We start from the raw sequence: 15282 nt of genomic DNA on the forward strand, positions 1-15282 counted from the left end.
AGAAGAATTTCTTGTGTGGAACATAAGAAAGACACCGTCCTTTTTAGTCTTTCTTTTATTTTATTACAGAGGAATGGATATTTTAAGGAAAAATAAAGGCTGTCGAGATTTTCTCGACAGCCTGAAAGAGCCCGGAAGGCTCTTTCTTTTTTATAGCGCAATATGTTTTTCGTTGGCGAGTTTCAGAAGGGTCAAAATAGAATCGGCTTGTTTATGGCCGAGTTTTTGCTTTAATTTGTTTTCTTCAACTAATCGATTGCCGTAAATCTCGACAGAAGCTTTGTCGACGACAGCATGCCAGTTTTCTTGATTTTTTTCCTCAACAAGCGGTTTTTCATGTCTCTCAGAAAAAGAGAACACAAACAATACAAATACAAGTGAAAGCAGGATGCCGACAAATTGTTTTTGGAAATCAGTCTGTGCTGCCATGTTGTTCTCTCCTTCACCTTTTACCTTCTATTTAATCATAAAGTCAGCTTGCTTTATATAATGGAAAAGTCATCTTTTTAAGTTAGTGCTATTGGTTGGAAATAGGGGTGTTTTCGCATCGGATCGTGTGCAATTGAATGCATATTGAATTTGCATGCCTATGCCTAACGTCACGTTGTGAGCCCAAATGGTAGTGCAGAATAGAAAAAAATTGAGAGATTATGGTAAGATGAACGGAATTCGAGAGGGAATATATGATGCCTGCATCGGACTTCATGATCGCCTGCCTGCTGTTATCAATCTGTCTATACTTGATTGTCCCTCTCTTTCTCGAAAGCGGGAGGTGAAGAGGAGCGCCAATTGCTGAATTCTTTCAAGGAGAGTGACAATACATGAATGTGTTAAACCGCCGGCAAGCCTTGCAGCGAGCACTGCTTAATGGAAAAAACAAACAGGATGCTTATCATCCGTTTCCGTGGTACGAATCGATGAGAAGGGATGCGCCTGTTTCCTATGATGAAGAAAACAACCAGGTGTGGAGCGTTTTTCTTTATAATGATGTCAAAAAAGTCATTGGAGATAAAGAGGTGTTTTCCAGCTATATGCCGCAGCAATCAAGCGCTATTGGGAATTCCATCATTAATATGGACCCGCCAAGGCATACGCAAATCCGTTCTGTAGTGAATAAAGCCTTCACACCGGTGTGATGAACAATGGGAACCGAGAATTCAGGAAATCACAGATGAACTGATTGAAACATGTCAGGGGCGAAGCGAGTTTGATCTTGTGCGCGATTTTTCATATCCGCTTCCGGTCATCGTGATATCTGAGCTGCTCGGGGTTCCTTCTGAGCATATGGAGCGTTTTAAAACATGGTCCGATCTTCTGGTCAGCACGCCGAAGGATAAAAGTGAAGAAGCTGAAAAAGCCTTTTTGGAAGAACGAAACAAGTGCGAGGAAGAACTGGCTGCGTTCTTTGCCAACATCATAGAAAAGCGAAACAAACCGGCACAGGATATCATTTCAATTTTAGTGAAAGCGGAAGAAACAGGCGAGAAGCTGTTCGGAGAAGAGCTGATTCCGTTTTGCACGCTGTTATTGGTGGCCGGGAATGAAACCACAACAAACCTGATTTCAAATGCGATGTACAGCATATTGGAAACGCCGGATGCTTACGAGGAACTGCGGTGCCATCCTGAACTAATGCCTCAGGCAGTGGAGGAAGCCCTGCGTTTCAGGGCGCCTGCACCGGTTTTGAGGCGCATTGCCAAGCGGGATACGGAGATTGGGGGACACCACATTAAAGAAGGTGATATGGTTCTGGCTTTTGTGGCGTCCGCAAATCGTGATGAAACGAAGTTTGACAGGGCGCACCTGTTTGATATTCACCGCCATCCCAATCCGCATATCGCGTTTGGACACGGCATCCATTTTTGTCTTGGGGCACCGCTTGCCCGTCTTGAAGCGAATATCGCGTTAACGTTTTTGATTTCTGCTTTTCCTCATATGGAATGTGTCAGTATCACGCCGATTGAAAACAGCGTGATATACGGATTAAAGAGCTTTCGTGTCAAAATTTAATCAATAAGGGGACTGGTTTCATGAAAAAGCACCATATTTCGATGATCAATATTCCGGCGTACGGGCATGTCAATCCTACGCTGGCATTAGTAGAGAAGCTTTGTGAGAGAGGGCATCGTGTCACGTATGCCACGACGGAGGAGTTCGCGCCTGCTGTTCAGAAAGCCGGCGGAGAAGCACTGATTTATCATACCTCGTTGAACATTGACCCTAAGCAAATCAGGGAGATGATGGAAAAGAATGACGCGCCGCTCAGTCTCTTAAAAGAATCACTGAGCATTCTGCCGCAGCTTGAGGAGTTATATCGAGATGATCAGCCTGATTTGATCATCTATGATTTTGTCGCGCTGGCTGGAAAATTGTTTGCTGACAAGCTCAATGTGCCCGCTGTCAAGCTTTGTTCATCATATGCCCAAAATGAATCCTTTCAGCTCGGAAGCGAAGACATGCTGAAAATGATAAAAGAGGCCGAGGCTGAATTTAAAGCCTACTTGGAGCAAGAGCAATTGCCGGTTGTTTCATTTGAACAATTAGCTGTGCCGGAAGCATTAAATATTGTCTTTATGCCGAAGTCTTTTCAAATCCAGCATGAGACGTTCGATGACCGTTTCTGTTTTGTCGGCCCTTCCCTTGGAAAACGGACGGAACAAGAAAGCCTGTTGATTGAAAAGGGTGATCGCCCGCTTATGCTGATTTCATTGGGAACGGCGTTTAACGCATGGCCGGAATTTTACAAGATGTGCATCGAGGCATTTCGGGATTCTTCGTGGCAAGTGATCATGTCGGTCGGGAAATCGATTGATCCTGAAAGCCTTGGTGACATCCCTGCTCACTTTACCATTCGCCAAAGCGTTCCGCAGCTTGAGGTGTTGGCGAAAGCCGATTTGTTTATTTCTCATGGCGGGATGAACAGTACGATGGAAGCGATGAATGCCGGTGTGCCGATTGTCGTCATTCCGCAAATGTATGAGCAGGAGCTCACCGCAAAGCGTGCCGACGAATTAGGCCTTGGCGTTTATTTGCCGAAAGAGGAAGTCACTGTTTCCAGGCTGCGGGAAGCAGTTCAGGCCGTATCCGGTGATCAAGAGGTGTTAAGCCGCGTTAAAAACATGCAAAAGGATGTAAAAGAAGCAGGCGGAGCGGAGCGTGCGGCGGCAGAGATTGAAGTGTTTATGAAAAAAACGGCTGTTCCGCAGTAAATCACAAAAACCGAAATCAAAAATTCGATTTCGGTTTTTTGTTTAGATATTTTTTTTCAACCCGCATCTCCGGCATTCTCTTAGAAATTTTCCGCCTTTTACAGAGCTTTTGAACAGTGTGTAATCACAATTGTCACAGCGCCCGCTGCGGACGTCCGGGTATTCATTGAATTCGTAAACGATCGATGTATCGTAGCCTTTTGTTTCATATTCTTCATTTTTTGTTTCCATGTCGATCCTCCGTTAGCAAACGTGTCTGCTGTTTATATTACAGCAAGCTTCCGGTGTATTCAATGGATTTTAGAGGTCTGGGTTTATCTTGATTTCTCCCTTGGTTTGCGCCACAATAGCTTTATTAAGCTCGTATACATAAAAAAATGATGCAAAGAGGAGAGGAAACGGGTATGGGAAAAGGGTTACATGGAAAACGCGTGGCGATCGGGGGTTCCCGAAAAATGGAAGAAATCAGCACAATCATTGAAAAACAGGGCGGAACTTCTGTCATCCGGCCTCTCCAAGGAACGGTTTATTTAGCTGAGAAGCAGGTGGAGCCGGATTTGCGGGCGTTTGCGGAGGAAAAAGCTGACTGGGTCATTTTCACGACAGGTATTGGCACAGAGACTCTTGTCGATATGGCAGAGAAAATTGGTATGAAAGAGGAGTTTCTGCAGGCGATTCGCCAAGCCAAAGCGGCATGCCGGGGATACAAAACGCTGTCTGTGCTGAAAAAGCTTGGGATCACACCGGAAGCTTCTGACGAAGACGGGACAACAAGAGGCTTAATCCGGTCCTTGGCGCCTTACGACTTTTCAGGAAAAACAGTTATGGTGCAGCTTCATGGAGAAAACGCGCCGGCCCTCATGGCATTTCTTGAAGAAAAGGGCGCGTCTGTCCTGCCGATTCTGCCTTATCAGCACATCCCGCCTGAGAAGGAAACAGTGGAGCAGTTATGCCGGGAGCTGATGAACGGTGAGATCGACGCCGTTTGTTTTACAACCGCAATTCAGGTTCGTTCCCTGTTTGACTTTGCCAAGGAGCGCGGCTATATCAATGAATTGAAGGCCGTATTCGAAGAGAGCGCCATCGCTGCGGCTGTCGGAAAAGTGACTGCTGAAGCACTGCGGGAAGAAGGCATCACGAGACTGCTTGCTCCGGAGATTGAGCGGATGGGCGCGATGATTATCGAGCTGTCTAAGTATTATGAAGAAAAGGAATAACCAGTGCAAAAAGCCGCTTTCCAAAAGAGAAGCGGCTTTTTTTGTATATCGGCAAAGACTTAAGCATGCAACAGGATATGAAAAACGCTCAGTTGCTTTTTTATACTGTCAAACTTCGAAGCATTCGTTTTCTATAGCACATTGTTTTCTTTCATCGAGGTATTCAGTTTTTTCTGCAATTCTTCTTTTATTTCATGTAATCGCTCATCTACCGAGACTTGCGGGATTTTATAGCCAACGAAGAAAGGGGAAACGACGAATCTCGGTACGATTTTGCAGATGATATGATGATTTGTATGATAGAAAAATAAATTATAGCTTGTACATTTATAGCTGAAATCTTGGGTTAAGTATGTAACAGCTGTTTGAATGTAATCAGCCATTAGGTCTGTATGCTCCAGCGAGTCACTTATGATGACGTTCATTTCAGTAAAACCCATAATCGGATCGCCCGACAGATTGAATTCAACTTGATTCGGATTCTCTGCAACCTTGATCCCTAGAAAATTCTCATATGAGAGCGATTCCATATAATCCGCATGTTTCAATCCGACAATCTGCATATGGGCGTGTTTTATACTGCCGCCTGAAAGCGGGCCATGGTTTTTATACAATATAACGCTTTTGTATTGAGGATCTTTTTCCATATGTATCAATTTTTCTAAACTAAACCGTATCAGTCTTCTCATTTTTTTATTGCTGTAAGTCGTTATATCTTCGTCGCACTGGCCTGTCTCCACAATCAGCGTTTGGTACGTATCTTGGATGGTGGGGTATTTATTTTCGAGCCAAATCATATCCCCGTCAGTTTCTAAAATGCCGGTAAGGTTATCGCGGTCACAAAAAGGACAGGCGTTTTGCTTATTGACAATGGTTTCCGGTTTTTGTGCACTGATATAGCTGGAAAAATATAATTTCTGCATTTGATAAAACGACCTTTCGAAATTTTCTAAATACCTTATGTCACTTTAACATTCTATATGGGTTACATTCTGCTTGCAATATTTTCTTTGTTTTTTGTTTAAAATCTCCAAAAAATAAAAGAATTCATTTTTTTTGAAAAATAATAAGGAGAGATGTACACGTTTCCATGATGCGTAAAACCTTGATTTATTAGGGTTTTAATGTGTTTTTTCGTAAGTCTAAAGTTGTTAATTCAAAATTAATAAAAATAAAAATTTTTTGAAAATAACAGTTTACAAATATTACCCTCCTGTGTATATTAGGAAATATCTTACGGAAAGGAGAAAATTGGGAGTATTTCAATAAAAGGAGAGAGGCGAACATGACAACATCCCATTTTAAGAAAGGCGTGCTTTTTTGCCTGATTGCAGGTATTTGTTTTGGAGCGCAATGGCCTGTAGCTGGAAGAGCCCTGAAACATATTGATCCATTCTTTTTTACACTGATACGTTATCTGATTGTGGCAGTCGTACTATCTATCATTCTGTTTTTTACAGAGGGAGCTAAAAGTTTTAAGACGGAAGGGAAACTGGTTCCGATTTGGTTTTATGGGAGTATGGCATTCTGCGCTTATAATTTTCTTGTGTTTTTAGGGCAAAAGATGGCAGGTGATAACGGGGCTATTTTAGGCTCTATATTAATGGCATTGATCCCGATGGTGTCACTGCTTGTTTTATGGGTTTACAAAAAGAACAGACCGGCGAATGTTACATTGCTTTTGGTTGCGGTGTCTTTCATCGGCGTATTGCTGGTTGTGACAAAAGGAGATATTGCTTTCTTTGCAAACAGCAATAAGCAGGCAGTTCCTATTATTTTAATGTCAATCAGCGTGTTAGCTTGGGTTCTTTATACAATTGGAGGCAGCAGCTTTCCAGAATGGTCATCCTTGCGTTACACCGCTTTGAGCTGTATTTACGGAAATGTCACATCCATTGTTGTAATTTCAATATTCGTAATCTTAGGAAAAGTAGAAGTACCTGCTGTCAATCAAGTCATGGAGATCAAATGGGAAATGATGTACATGAGTATTTTTGCAGGTGTTATCGGTGTGTTTGCATGGAATATCGGCAATAAGATACTGACACCGATTAACGGTTCTTTGTTTATGAACTTGGTTCCGATTGTGTCGTTTATGATTTCCATTATCACAGGCTATAAAATGTCGCCTGTTGAAGCGGGTGGAGCCTTCTTAACGATCGGTGCGATTGTGTTAAATAATATTTATCAGAGACGGCGTTCTGTGATGCCTGCGGTGAGGACAAGCAAAAAAGAAGCGGTATAACATCAAATCCAAACAAAAAGGGGTTTTAAGATGAGTATAAAATTAATGGATGTCACGTTAAGAGAATCAGTTCATGTTGAAGGGGCGAAGATCAATTTAGATGCTGCCCGTCAAGTCGTCAGCGGACTTTCAAAAGCGAATGTTGATTTTATCGAAATCGGATATGTGTCTTCGAACGAAGGGATGAATCTGCAAAGCTGCTGTCCGATTGAATACATAGAAGAAATGGCTTGCGCGATAGGTGCGGGGTCAAGCTCACAATTGGTGCTCATGCTGCATCCGGCACAATATCAAGAAGAATTTCTCGAACGGATGAAGCATCCTTCAGTCGGTATGGTCCGTTTATGCATTCCTCTTGCGAAAACGGATGCCAGCCTGCCGGTTATCAAAGAATTGAAAGCACACGGGATTCATGTCAGCGCAAACTTAATCAGGGCAAGTCACGCGAATATCCAAGATATCATCGTATTTACAGAAAAAGTTATAGAGGCGGGAGCCGATTACATTTACTTGGCTGATTCTAACGGAGCCATGATGCCGCCCGCTGTTTCATCTTTATTTACCAAGCTGAAAGAACACTCATCTGTAGAACTCGGTTTTCATCCTCATGACAATTTAGGCCTTGCTTCGGCAAATGCGATTGATGCGATTCAATGCGGTGTTCAGTTGATTGACGGAAGTTTATACGGTTTTGGGAAAGGACCGGGGAACCTGTGCATCGAGACATTTGCAGCGATACTCAATCGCTTAGACCTCAGCAAAAAATATGACATTTGTGAATTAATCCAGTTATCAAGACAAGCCTACTCCCTGTTCATCAATGATACATCAGAGAATTCCTTCTATGACAAAGAGGAAGGGATTTTGTCGGGACTGCATAATTTGAATTTAGATGTACTGGACACGCTCGATAGAATGGCACAATCAAGCGGCCTTAAATTATTGGATCTATTAGTCATTTTAGAAAAGCAGACGTTGGTTAATCGTGCGGAATTTGCGCTGCGAAGCACCGAGCTGAGTCAAGTAGGGTGAGTATGATGATGAACAAAGAAAATGTAAAACGCAGCTGGAAACTAGAGCTAGGAACCGGAGACAGAGTGATTTTGGTTTTGCCAAGAATGGACGCAGACGCATTAAGCCGGGAAGAATGGATGGTGTCACTTGCGCCGTACATGAACGACTATACATTTATCATTCTAGATGTTCCGGAAAAACTGATTCAAGAAAATAAGGAAAAAGATTCATTTACTGTTCCTGAATTGGCTCGGTGGGCACATGATTATGTCAAAAAGAACAACATCACACCTTATATGATTTGGGGCTTTTCTCTCGGCGGGATGATGGCTCAGTATTTAAGCACGTTCAATGAATATGCAGACACTCCTATTTTATTGGTGTCCACCATGCTTTATCCAAATAAAAAATTAAAGGCGGTCTTTTCCACATGGTATATGCTTTGCGACAAATTTGGCGTCAAAGGGCTTCAAGCGGGTCTGGTGCCATGGGTCGTAAAAGAAAGCGAGCTGCCGATATTCCGATTGGAGACAACAGACATAGAAGATGAGGCGATTGCCGTTGCCAAAATGAAAGCCGGTGTGCAAGCCATTATAAACCATAACGGCAAAACATATCATGATCAGATGAAGTCGCCGATTCAAATCATTTTCGGAGAAGAATCGATATTATTAGGGAAAGAAGAGTCCGAATACTTCGAAAAATATATGCCGCAGGCGAACATTCATTTTATCCAAAACAGCGGTATGCGCATGTTTGGTGAAAAACCAGACGAAGTCAAACAAGTAATCGAAAAATTTATTGATTCACATTTTGGAGCAGAGGTGTAAAAACATATGGCAAAAATTACAGCAGCGGTTTTACCAGGAGATGGAATCGGTCCTGAGGTTATCGAATGCAGTTTACCGGTATTTGATCGATTAGGTGTCGATATTGATTTAAAGTTCGGTGATATCGGATGGGAGTTTTGGAAAAAAGAAGGTGACCCAGTTCCGCAAAGAACGTGGGATTTAATTGAAAAAAGTGATGTGACATTATTAGGCGCAATCACCAGCAAACCTCACGCCCAGGGCTTAAAAGAATTAGATCCGTCATTACAAGATCAAAACCTGAAGTATGTCTCGCCTGTCATTCAGCTGCGACAAAAATTAAATTTGTTCGCGAATGTGCGTCCGGCTTATAGTTTAGACCATCAGCAATCTAAGAAGTTTAGAATGACCGTTATTCGCGAAAATACAGAGGGACTTTATGCGGGACTCGACTTTTCACCTATTCCCAAAGACCTGTTTGATTTTATTCAGGCAAACAAGAACGGACTAAATAATTGGCAGCTTGACGGGGAAGATGATGGCGGCGCCGCAATTCGGCTGATTACGAAAAACGGCTTAAGGCGGTTGTTGAAGTTTGCCTTTGAATGGGCGAAAAAATACAACTACCAACGAGTGACGTGGTCAGATAAGCCAAATGTGATGAGACAGTCCGGTCAGTTTGCGTTAACCATTTTAGAAGAAGTGGCGAAGGACTACCCAGAAGTGGATTGGGAGGTCCAAAACGTTGATGCGACAGCGATGTGGATGGTGAAAGATCCGGGACATTTCGGCGTCATTGTCAGTGAAAATCAATTCGGCGACATCCTCTCCGATCTCGGGGCGGGAATCATGGGCGGCTTAGGCCTTGCACCGAGTTCAAACTTCGGGTACGAGAATGCTTATTTTGAACCGGTACACGGCTCAGCCCCAAAACATGCCGGTAAAATGAAAGTGAATCCGATGGCTCAATTTTTAACCATTTCTCTTTTGCTTGAGCATTGCGGATATATGGAAGAAAGCATGCGGATCAAAACCGCTGTCAATAAAGTGTTAAAAGAAGGAAAAACGCTAACGTACGATTTAGGCGGTATCGCAAGCACAAAAGAAACGGCAAATGCCATCATTCAAAACTGCTAGGAGGACCAAATAAGTGGATAATCAACAAATCATAAAAGAATTGAAATCGTTTGATACGCCGACGATTTCTGACGCATTGGACAGTTTACATATAGATGGCGGATTATGCGGTATCGTACCGCGAAACACGTCTGCAAATATTTGCGGAACAGCGTTTACAGTGGAATACAGAGACCCGAACGAAGAGGAACAGCAAGTTGCCAAAGCAGCCGATTTCATTGATGCGGCTGAAGAGGATTCAGTCGTTATTCTTGCTAATAACGGCCGTGCGGATTGTACCGTATGGGGCAACATTTTAACTCAATTGGCTATTCAAAAGAAAATCGCGGGCACTGTAATAGATGGTGCTTGCCGTGATATTGATTATATTCGAGAAACGGAGTACGCCATGTTCAGTAAATCTGTCTATATGAAAACGGGAAAAGGCCGAACGAAAAAAACAGCCCATCAGGTGCCCGTCACGATCAGCGGTACGGTCATTCAGCCGAACGATTTTGTTCGCGCGGACCAAAATGGAGTGATCGTCATTCCCCAAGACGTTGCCGAAGAAGTCATCAAGCGTTCCAGAGCCATTGAAGAAACGGAAGAAAAAATCAAAGAAGCCGTTTCTCGAGGCATACATTTAAAAGAAGCGCGTGAAATGTATAACTATCATCGCCCTTGGGAGAATGAAGTGACAGCCAAATGAAGCTTGAGCGATTTTTAGATCTTCATGTCCACGCATGGCCTGATACGTACAATAGAAGATATACGATTTTTAATCTGGGTGAAGAATTAAAAGCGAACAATGGTGCAGCCGTTATGAAAAGCCATTTGATGGCCACAACGCCGCTTGCGCATGCGGCCCGGGAGATGGGTCTTCCGCTCTTTGGGTCTATTACATTGAACCAGTATAACGGCGGTATCAACCGTGCGGTGGTTGAAGCAGCGATTGCTGCAAACGGCCCGGATCATTCTTCAATGATGATTTGGTTTCCCACTTTGACCATACCGTCAAACAAACCAAAAACAAAACAAACAACATCTCACCCGGTTTTAGCTGAACATACAGTGAAATATGAAAGGGTCAGCGAAAACGGAAAATTGCGTCAAGAAACAAAGGAAGTCATTCAAACAGCATCGGCGTTTAACATTCCATTAGCGACAGGCCACTCCTCAAAAGAAGAAGTGTATATGCTAATTGAAGAAACAGAAAAGCAAAAATGTAAGCTGATGATTACTCACCCGTTTTACCAGTGCACGAATTTTACAATGGCTGAGGTCATCGACATGCTGTCTTCTTCAAAAAACGTCTATGTTGAATTTGCTGTTTTAATGAGCAAAATCGGTTACGATCGGCACGAGGATTTAGTTGAAGTGCTGAAAACATGGGGAACAGATCGCATATGCGTATCGACGGATTTCGGTCAGTTAAAGAATGGGACAGTGACTGAGGCATATACGGAATATGTGACAGAGGTAAAAAAAGCTGCTGAAGCAAACGGATTTGATTTCAATCAAAAAATCGCTGATGAGATTTGTTATTTGAACCCAACTGCTTTTTTAGGCGTGAAATAAAGATGAGCCCTTCCGTTTCGGGAAGGGCTCATCTTTTTCGGTTATCCATTTTCCTTCAGCTGCTGATGCGCTGTGAATAATGACGGGTATGTCAGCACACTTAAGATCACACATGTCAGTGCGGCTGACGCCATCGTTGTAAATACGATTAAGAGCTGAAAGCGTACCGCCTGAATCGGGTCCGCGCCCGCTAAAATCTGCCCGGTCATCATGCCTGGAAGCTGAACAAGCCCCAGCGTTTTCTGGCTTTCCAGCGTCGGGATCATACTCATTTTCATCGCTGAAGTAAGAATACGCTGTATGGATTGCTTCGGTGTGCCCCCAAGAGACAGTATCAATTGTATCTCTTCTTTGCGAACGCCGATTTCTGAGCTAAGCCGGTTTAAAAACAGACTTGCGAGCACCATCGAATTTCCGATGACCATCCCGCTGATCGGAATGACATATCGAGCGGTAAGCGGAATGATGTGAAGAGACAGCAAAATTCCCTGCGTCACAATTTCTACAATCGCTAACGCTGCGAACACTCTCCAAAACGAACCAACTGTATTTTTCTTTCGTTTGATGACATTTTGCGCCGCCACTGCCAGCATTAACAGCACCATCAGCAAAATAAACACAGGGTGGTCTCCGCGGAAAATCAGCGACAGTACATAACCGATGACAAGCAGCTGTACCGCGGCCCGGATCGTGGCGATGATCATGTCTTTTTCAACGCCGGCTTTAAAGGATTTTGATAAAAACAAGGCGATCAAAACAAAGATCATCGTTAAAGAGAGGGAAAGGTAATCCATTACCGGGTGCCTCCCTTCAAAAATTCTTTGGCTGCTTCATGCTGCGGATCGGAGAAAAAGGTTTCGGCTGCTGCGATTTCTAGAAGCCGGCCATCCGCCATAAACCAAATGGTATCGGCAACTCGTTTTGCTTGCTCCATATTATGAGTCACCCACATGACTGTCCATTTTTTCTCTTGATGCTGACGTTTGATCAGTTCTTCAATCTCAAGAGCAGAAACCGGGTCCAAGGCCGATGTGATTTCGTCCAGCAATAGAATAGAGGAAGGATTAGTGAGCGTTCTGGCTAGTGACAGCCGTTGCCGCTGCCCGCCCGATAAATCCTTGGCGCTTCTGTCTAACAGCTCTGGCGGGAGCCCTGTAAGAGAAGCGAGCTCTTCAGGGGAGTACAGCTGGGATTGATGCAGCCTTTGGACCAGACTTAGATTATCTCGCACTGTCCCGTCGAGGACGGGGGCTGATTGAAACGCGAGGGCTGCCGTTCGCCTTAGCTCATTGACATTCCAATGCCTGACTTCCTTTCCGTATATGTTTACTTCGCCGCTATCAGGCGTTCTCATTAAATTGCACATGGACAGGAGAGTGCTTTTGCCTGAACCGGAAGGGCCTAAAACGGCTGCGATGACGCCCTGTTGAATGTCTCCGGTGACATCTTGCAACACATCAGAGGTTTGTCCATCTTGTTCATAGCTTTTTCTAACTGATCTGAAGGAGATGGCTGGCTTGTTTTGTGTTTGATTGTTTGCTTCCATTACAATAATCACCTTTCAGTAAAGTAGGCTGATACTATATGTAAATATAACGTGAAACAGATATCTTTTGGGGTAGCAATAATAAAAGAGAACAGGTTTTCACCCATTCTCCGGCAGATGCTACGCGGTCAGATTTGACTGTGTTTTCTTTTTCAGTTTTCCCGGTTGTGAAGCAAAGGTGTGCAATACCATCCCCGCCATAATAATGAATAAACCGGCAAATGATAATAGGGATGGGAAAACGCCTGACAGCAGAACAATTTCACCAAGCAGCGCGAAAATCACTTCACCGGATTGGGTTGCTTCAACGGCCGCGAGCTTTTGCGGATTGTTTCTTACCATATCAGTTGCCCAGAAAAATAAAACGGTGGCAATGACGCCTGAGCTGACGGCCACGATGAAGGATTGAACGGTTTGCCCCGCTGTCGGAAGGCCGTCTGACCACCAGCCGTAAGCTGCTGCTATAAGCCAGAACGGAAGGCTAGCCAAGGTCATTCCCAGCACACGCTGAAATGTATCAAGCCGGCCTCCGTATTCCTCGAGCATCCTCCGGTTCCCTAACGGATAGGCAAAAGCCGCAATGACAACCGGCAGCACACTGAAAAGCAGTGTCTTCCCAGAAAGCGATTCTGCATGCTGAAGCTGAATGAGCGCCGCTCCGATCAGAATGATCACGGACGTGCCAAGTGAAACAAGGGGAATCTTTTGCCGAACGAGCTGCGGGCCTCCCGGCATATCTTTTTTGACATAAAAAAGTGGAGATAGGAGCACACCGGCTACAATGGTGATTTGCCAAGTTCCGGCTACAAGCCACCCGGGACCGTATGCGGCCGCAAATGTGATCGGCGCGTAAAAAAGCACGAAGCCGACAAAGCTCCATTTGATCCAAAAAAACGGCTTTTTCCGCATTTCTTGTAAGAGAGGGGCGAATGTCCCTCTTATGATGACAATCAAACATAAAAACGGCACCATAAAAATAAAGCGCAGCGAAGAGCTCCAAAGCCAGCTGCCTCCGGATAATTCCATCGCTCTGTTTAAAATAAAGGTAACGGCGAAAAAGAGTGAAGCCAATATTCCGATAACGATTGCTTTCATGATATCCCTCATTCTGGCATTATTTTTTATACTATACTATTCGGTATCGCCCAGATCAATGGATTCGTGAGAAAACAAACATGTTTTACAAACCGCTATGTGTGGAAGACAAAAAATGGAGGTGGCATTGATGGAAGCAGAGACACAGACGTATTTCTTTCAGGATGACGGCAGGATTCCGAATCACCCTGATTTTCCGCTTATTGTGTATCAAAACGCACTCAAGGACACCGGTCGGGCAGAGCAGATGGTCAATCGGCATGGCTGGTCAAACAGCTGGTCAGGGAGTGTTTTTCCATACCATCACTATCACAGCAATACGCATGAAGTCCTGATTGCAGTCCGGGGAGAGGCTGTGATTCAATTTGGGGGAGAAAAAGGGGTCGCCATTCCTATCAAATCGGGCGACGCAGTCGTGATTCCAGCCGGAGTCGGCCATAAAAAGCTAAGCGCAAGCTCCGATTTTACCGTCATTGGCGCTTATCCGGGAGGCGTTCAGTATGATATGAAGACGGGAGAGCCAAGTGAAAGAGAGGAAGCGATGAAACAGATCAAGCAGGTGTCATTGCCGGAGAACGACCCGATCACAGGAAAAAAAGCGCCTCTTTTAAAAATATGGGTAAAGTGAAGGGGAGAAAATTGCCGGATTGTCAATAACTAGTGCCGCAGAAACGTTATGACACGGGCTCCATCTAAATTAATTTCATAATCGAAGCAATTCACGTTCAAATTTTGTTCAAAAAGTGTTATCATATAGAAGGTAATCGAATTGGAGTTTTTTGTGTTTGCTATTTTCAGAGAGAGTAAAGGATTTTTGACTTATTCAATTGTTTATTTTTGAGATAAAAATAATACTGAATATGGCAAGATGAAAAACTGGGTAGTAAACATTTATTTTTGTAAATGATTGTGCATGAATTCACAATCCTTATTCTTATGCTTTCAAGTATGAGATCAGGGAGAGGCACTACCCTTTCCAAAAAAATCTGCAAACTGCTTATAGTAAAGGAGAATTGGATATGCCAGAAACAATCGATCAAACAAATGCGTCTGTCAGCCAAAGCCAGCAAGATCTTATTGATCAGCTGTTAAAGCCAGAAGTTCAAGAATCACTGACTGTTTTAGTTGACCAGCTTCCAAAGCTGACTGAGTTAGTGAATATTTTAACGAAGTCTTATGATTTCGCTCAGTCTGTAGCAACTGACGAAGTGTTAAAAAGCGACACTGTCAGTGCGATCACTGAAATGCTTGAGCCTGTAAAAGAAACAGCGAAAGAAGTGGCTGCGACTGCAATCGAAGCGAAAGACCGCGCTGATGCAAGCAGTGAAACGATTGGTCTATTCGGCCTGTTACGCATGCTGAAAGATCCTCAAGCTCAAAAGCTGTTCCGTTTTGCTAACAGCTACCTTGAAGTCATGAACGAACGCGAAAACCAAAAATAATCTCAGATTCA

At 43.8% G+C, this 15282-nt stretch carries 16 protein-coding genes and 1 pseudogene; 11 read left to right on the top strand and 6 right to left on the bottom strand.

The window, feature by feature from the left end; all coding sequences use genetic code 11:
• Positions 1-150 precede the first annotated feature (150 nt).
• Positions 151-429, bottom strand: a complete 279-nt coding sequence (locus JMN17_RS16275; RefSeq protein ID WP_087990847.1) for a hypothetical protein — start codon at positions 427-429, stop codon at positions 151-153.
• Positions 430-821: 392 nt separating this feature from the next.
• Here JMN17_RS16275 and JMN17_RS16280 point away from each other — a divergent pair.
• Both JMN17_RS16280 and JMN17_RS16285 read left to right on the top strand, forming a co-directional pair.
• A pseudogene (locus tag JMN17_RS16280) lies at positions 822-2010 on the top strand (cytochrome P450).
• Between the two features lie 20 nt (positions 2011-2030).
• Positions 2031-3209: a glycosyltransferase gene (locus tag JMN17_RS16285; RefSeq protein WP_087990848.1), complete on the top strand. Its 1179-nt coding sequence runs from the start codon at positions 2031-2033 to the stop codon at positions 3207-3209.
• Positions 3210-3251: 42 nt separating this feature from the next.
• Here the strand turns inward: JMN17_RS16285 and JMN17_RS16290 are convergent, their stop codons facing one another.
• Positions 3252-3440 (bottom strand): hypothetical protein, encoded by a 189-nt coding sequence (locus tag JMN17_RS16290; RefSeq protein ID WP_087990849.1) that lies wholly within the window; start codon positions 3438-3440, stop codon positions 3252-3254.
• 173 nt (positions 3441-3613) lie between these two features.
• Between JMN17_RS16290 and JMN17_RS16295 the strand changes: the two genes are divergently transcribed.
• A complete protein-coding gene (locus JMN17_RS16295) occupies positions 3614-4426 on the top strand; it encodes a uroporphyrinogen-III synthase (RefSeq protein ID WP_202328538.1) in 813 nt (270 codons plus the stop codon).
• Positions 4427-4557: 131 nt separating this feature from the next.
• Here the strand turns inward: JMN17_RS16295 and JMN17_RS16300 are convergent, their stop codons facing one another.
• On the bottom strand, positions 4558-5349 hold the full coding sequence (locus JMN17_RS16300) for a DUF4931 domain-containing protein (RefSeq protein ID WP_087990851.1): 792 nt from the start codon (positions 5347-5349) through the stop codon (positions 4558-4560).
• 362 nt (positions 5350-5711) lie between these two features.
• On the opposite strand from JMN17_RS16300, the gene JMN17_RS16305 reads away from it, so the two are divergent.
• Genes JMN17_RS16305 through JMN17_RS16330 form a run of 6 tightly spaced genes read left to right on the top strand, consistent with a single transcriptional unit; the run spans position 5712 to position 11188 of the window.
• The gene (locus tag JMN17_RS16305; protein ID WP_087990852.1) at positions 5712-6671 is read left to right on the top strand and encodes a DMT family transporter; all 960 of its coding nucleotides are present in this window, start codon (positions 5712-5714) and stop codon (positions 6669-6671) included.
• Positions 6672-6701: 30 nt separating this feature from the next.
• A complete protein-coding gene (locus tag JMN17_RS16310) occupies positions 6702-7703 on the top strand; it encodes a hypothetical protein (RefSeq protein ID WP_087990853.1) in 1002 nt (333 codons plus the stop codon).
• A gap of 5 nt (positions 7704-7708) precedes the next feature.
• Positions 7709-8515, top strand: a complete 807-nt coding sequence (locus JMN17_RS16315; protein WP_141113377.1) for an alpha/beta fold hydrolase — start codon at positions 7709-7711, stop codon at positions 8513-8515.
• A 6-nt stretch (positions 8516-8521) separates the two neighbouring features.
• On the top strand, positions 8522-9631 hold the full coding sequence (locus JMN17_RS16320) for an isocitrate/isopropylmalate dehydrogenase family protein (RefSeq protein WP_087990855.1): 1110 nt from the start codon (positions 8522-8524) through the stop codon (positions 9629-9631).
• 13 nt (positions 9632-9644) lie between these two features.
• Positions 9645-10319, top strand: a complete 675-nt coding sequence (locus JMN17_RS16325) for an RraA family protein (protein ID WP_087990856.1) — start codon at positions 9645-9647, stop codon at positions 10317-10319.
• Positions 10316-11188, top strand: a complete 873-nt coding sequence (locus JMN17_RS16330) for a DUF6282 family protein (RefSeq protein ID WP_087990857.1) — start codon at positions 10316-10318, stop codon at positions 11186-11188. Before JMN17_RS16325 ends, JMN17_RS16330 begins: the two co-directional genes overlap by 4 nt.
• A 41-nt stretch (positions 11189-11229) precedes the next feature.
• On the opposite strand, the gene JMN17_RS16335 is transcribed toward JMN17_RS16330, so the two are convergent.
• The 3 genes from JMN17_RS16335 to JMN17_RS16345 all read right to left on the bottom strand — a co-directional run bounded on the left by JMN17_RS16335 (position 11230) and on the right by JMN17_RS16345 (position 13829).
• Positions 11230-11982: an ABC transporter permease gene (locus tag JMN17_RS16335; protein WP_087990858.1), complete on the bottom strand. Its 753-nt coding sequence runs from the start codon at positions 11980-11982 to the stop codon at positions 11230-11232.
• Positions 11982-12734 carry an ABC transporter ATP-binding protein gene (locus JMN17_RS16340; protein WP_087990859.1) on the bottom strand — a complete coding sequence of 251 codons (753 nt, stop codon included), beginning with the start codon at positions 12732-12734 and terminating at the stop codon, positions 11982-11984. Before JMN17_RS16340 ends, JMN17_RS16335 begins: the two co-directional genes overlap by 1 nt.
• A gap of 120 nt (positions 12735-12854) precedes the next feature.
• On the bottom strand, positions 12855-13829 hold the full coding sequence (locus JMN17_RS16345; protein ID WP_087990860.1) for a DMT family transporter: 975 nt from the start codon (positions 13827-13829) through the stop codon (positions 12855-12857).
• A gap of 130 nt (positions 13830-13959) precedes the next feature.
• On the opposite strand from JMN17_RS16345, the gene JMN17_RS16350 reads away from it, so the two are divergent.
• Positions 13960-14457: a cupin domain-containing protein gene (locus JMN17_RS16350; protein ID WP_202328539.1), complete on the top strand. Its 498-nt coding sequence runs from the start codon at positions 13960-13962 to the stop codon at positions 14455-14457.
• A 391-nt stretch (positions 14458-14848) separates the two neighbouring features.
• Positions 14849-15271 carry a DUF1641 domain-containing protein gene (locus JMN17_RS16355; RefSeq protein WP_087990862.1) on the top strand — a complete coding sequence of 141 codons (423 nt, stop codon included), beginning with the start codon at positions 14849-14851 and terminating at the stop codon, positions 15269-15271.
• Positions 15272-15282: the final 11 nt, after the last annotated feature.

Source organism: Bacillus sp. RHFS10, from assembly GCF_016757475.1.
Classification (GTDB): domain Bacteria; phylum Bacillota; class Bacilli; order Bacillales; family Bacillaceae; genus Bacillus; species Bacillus subtilis_G.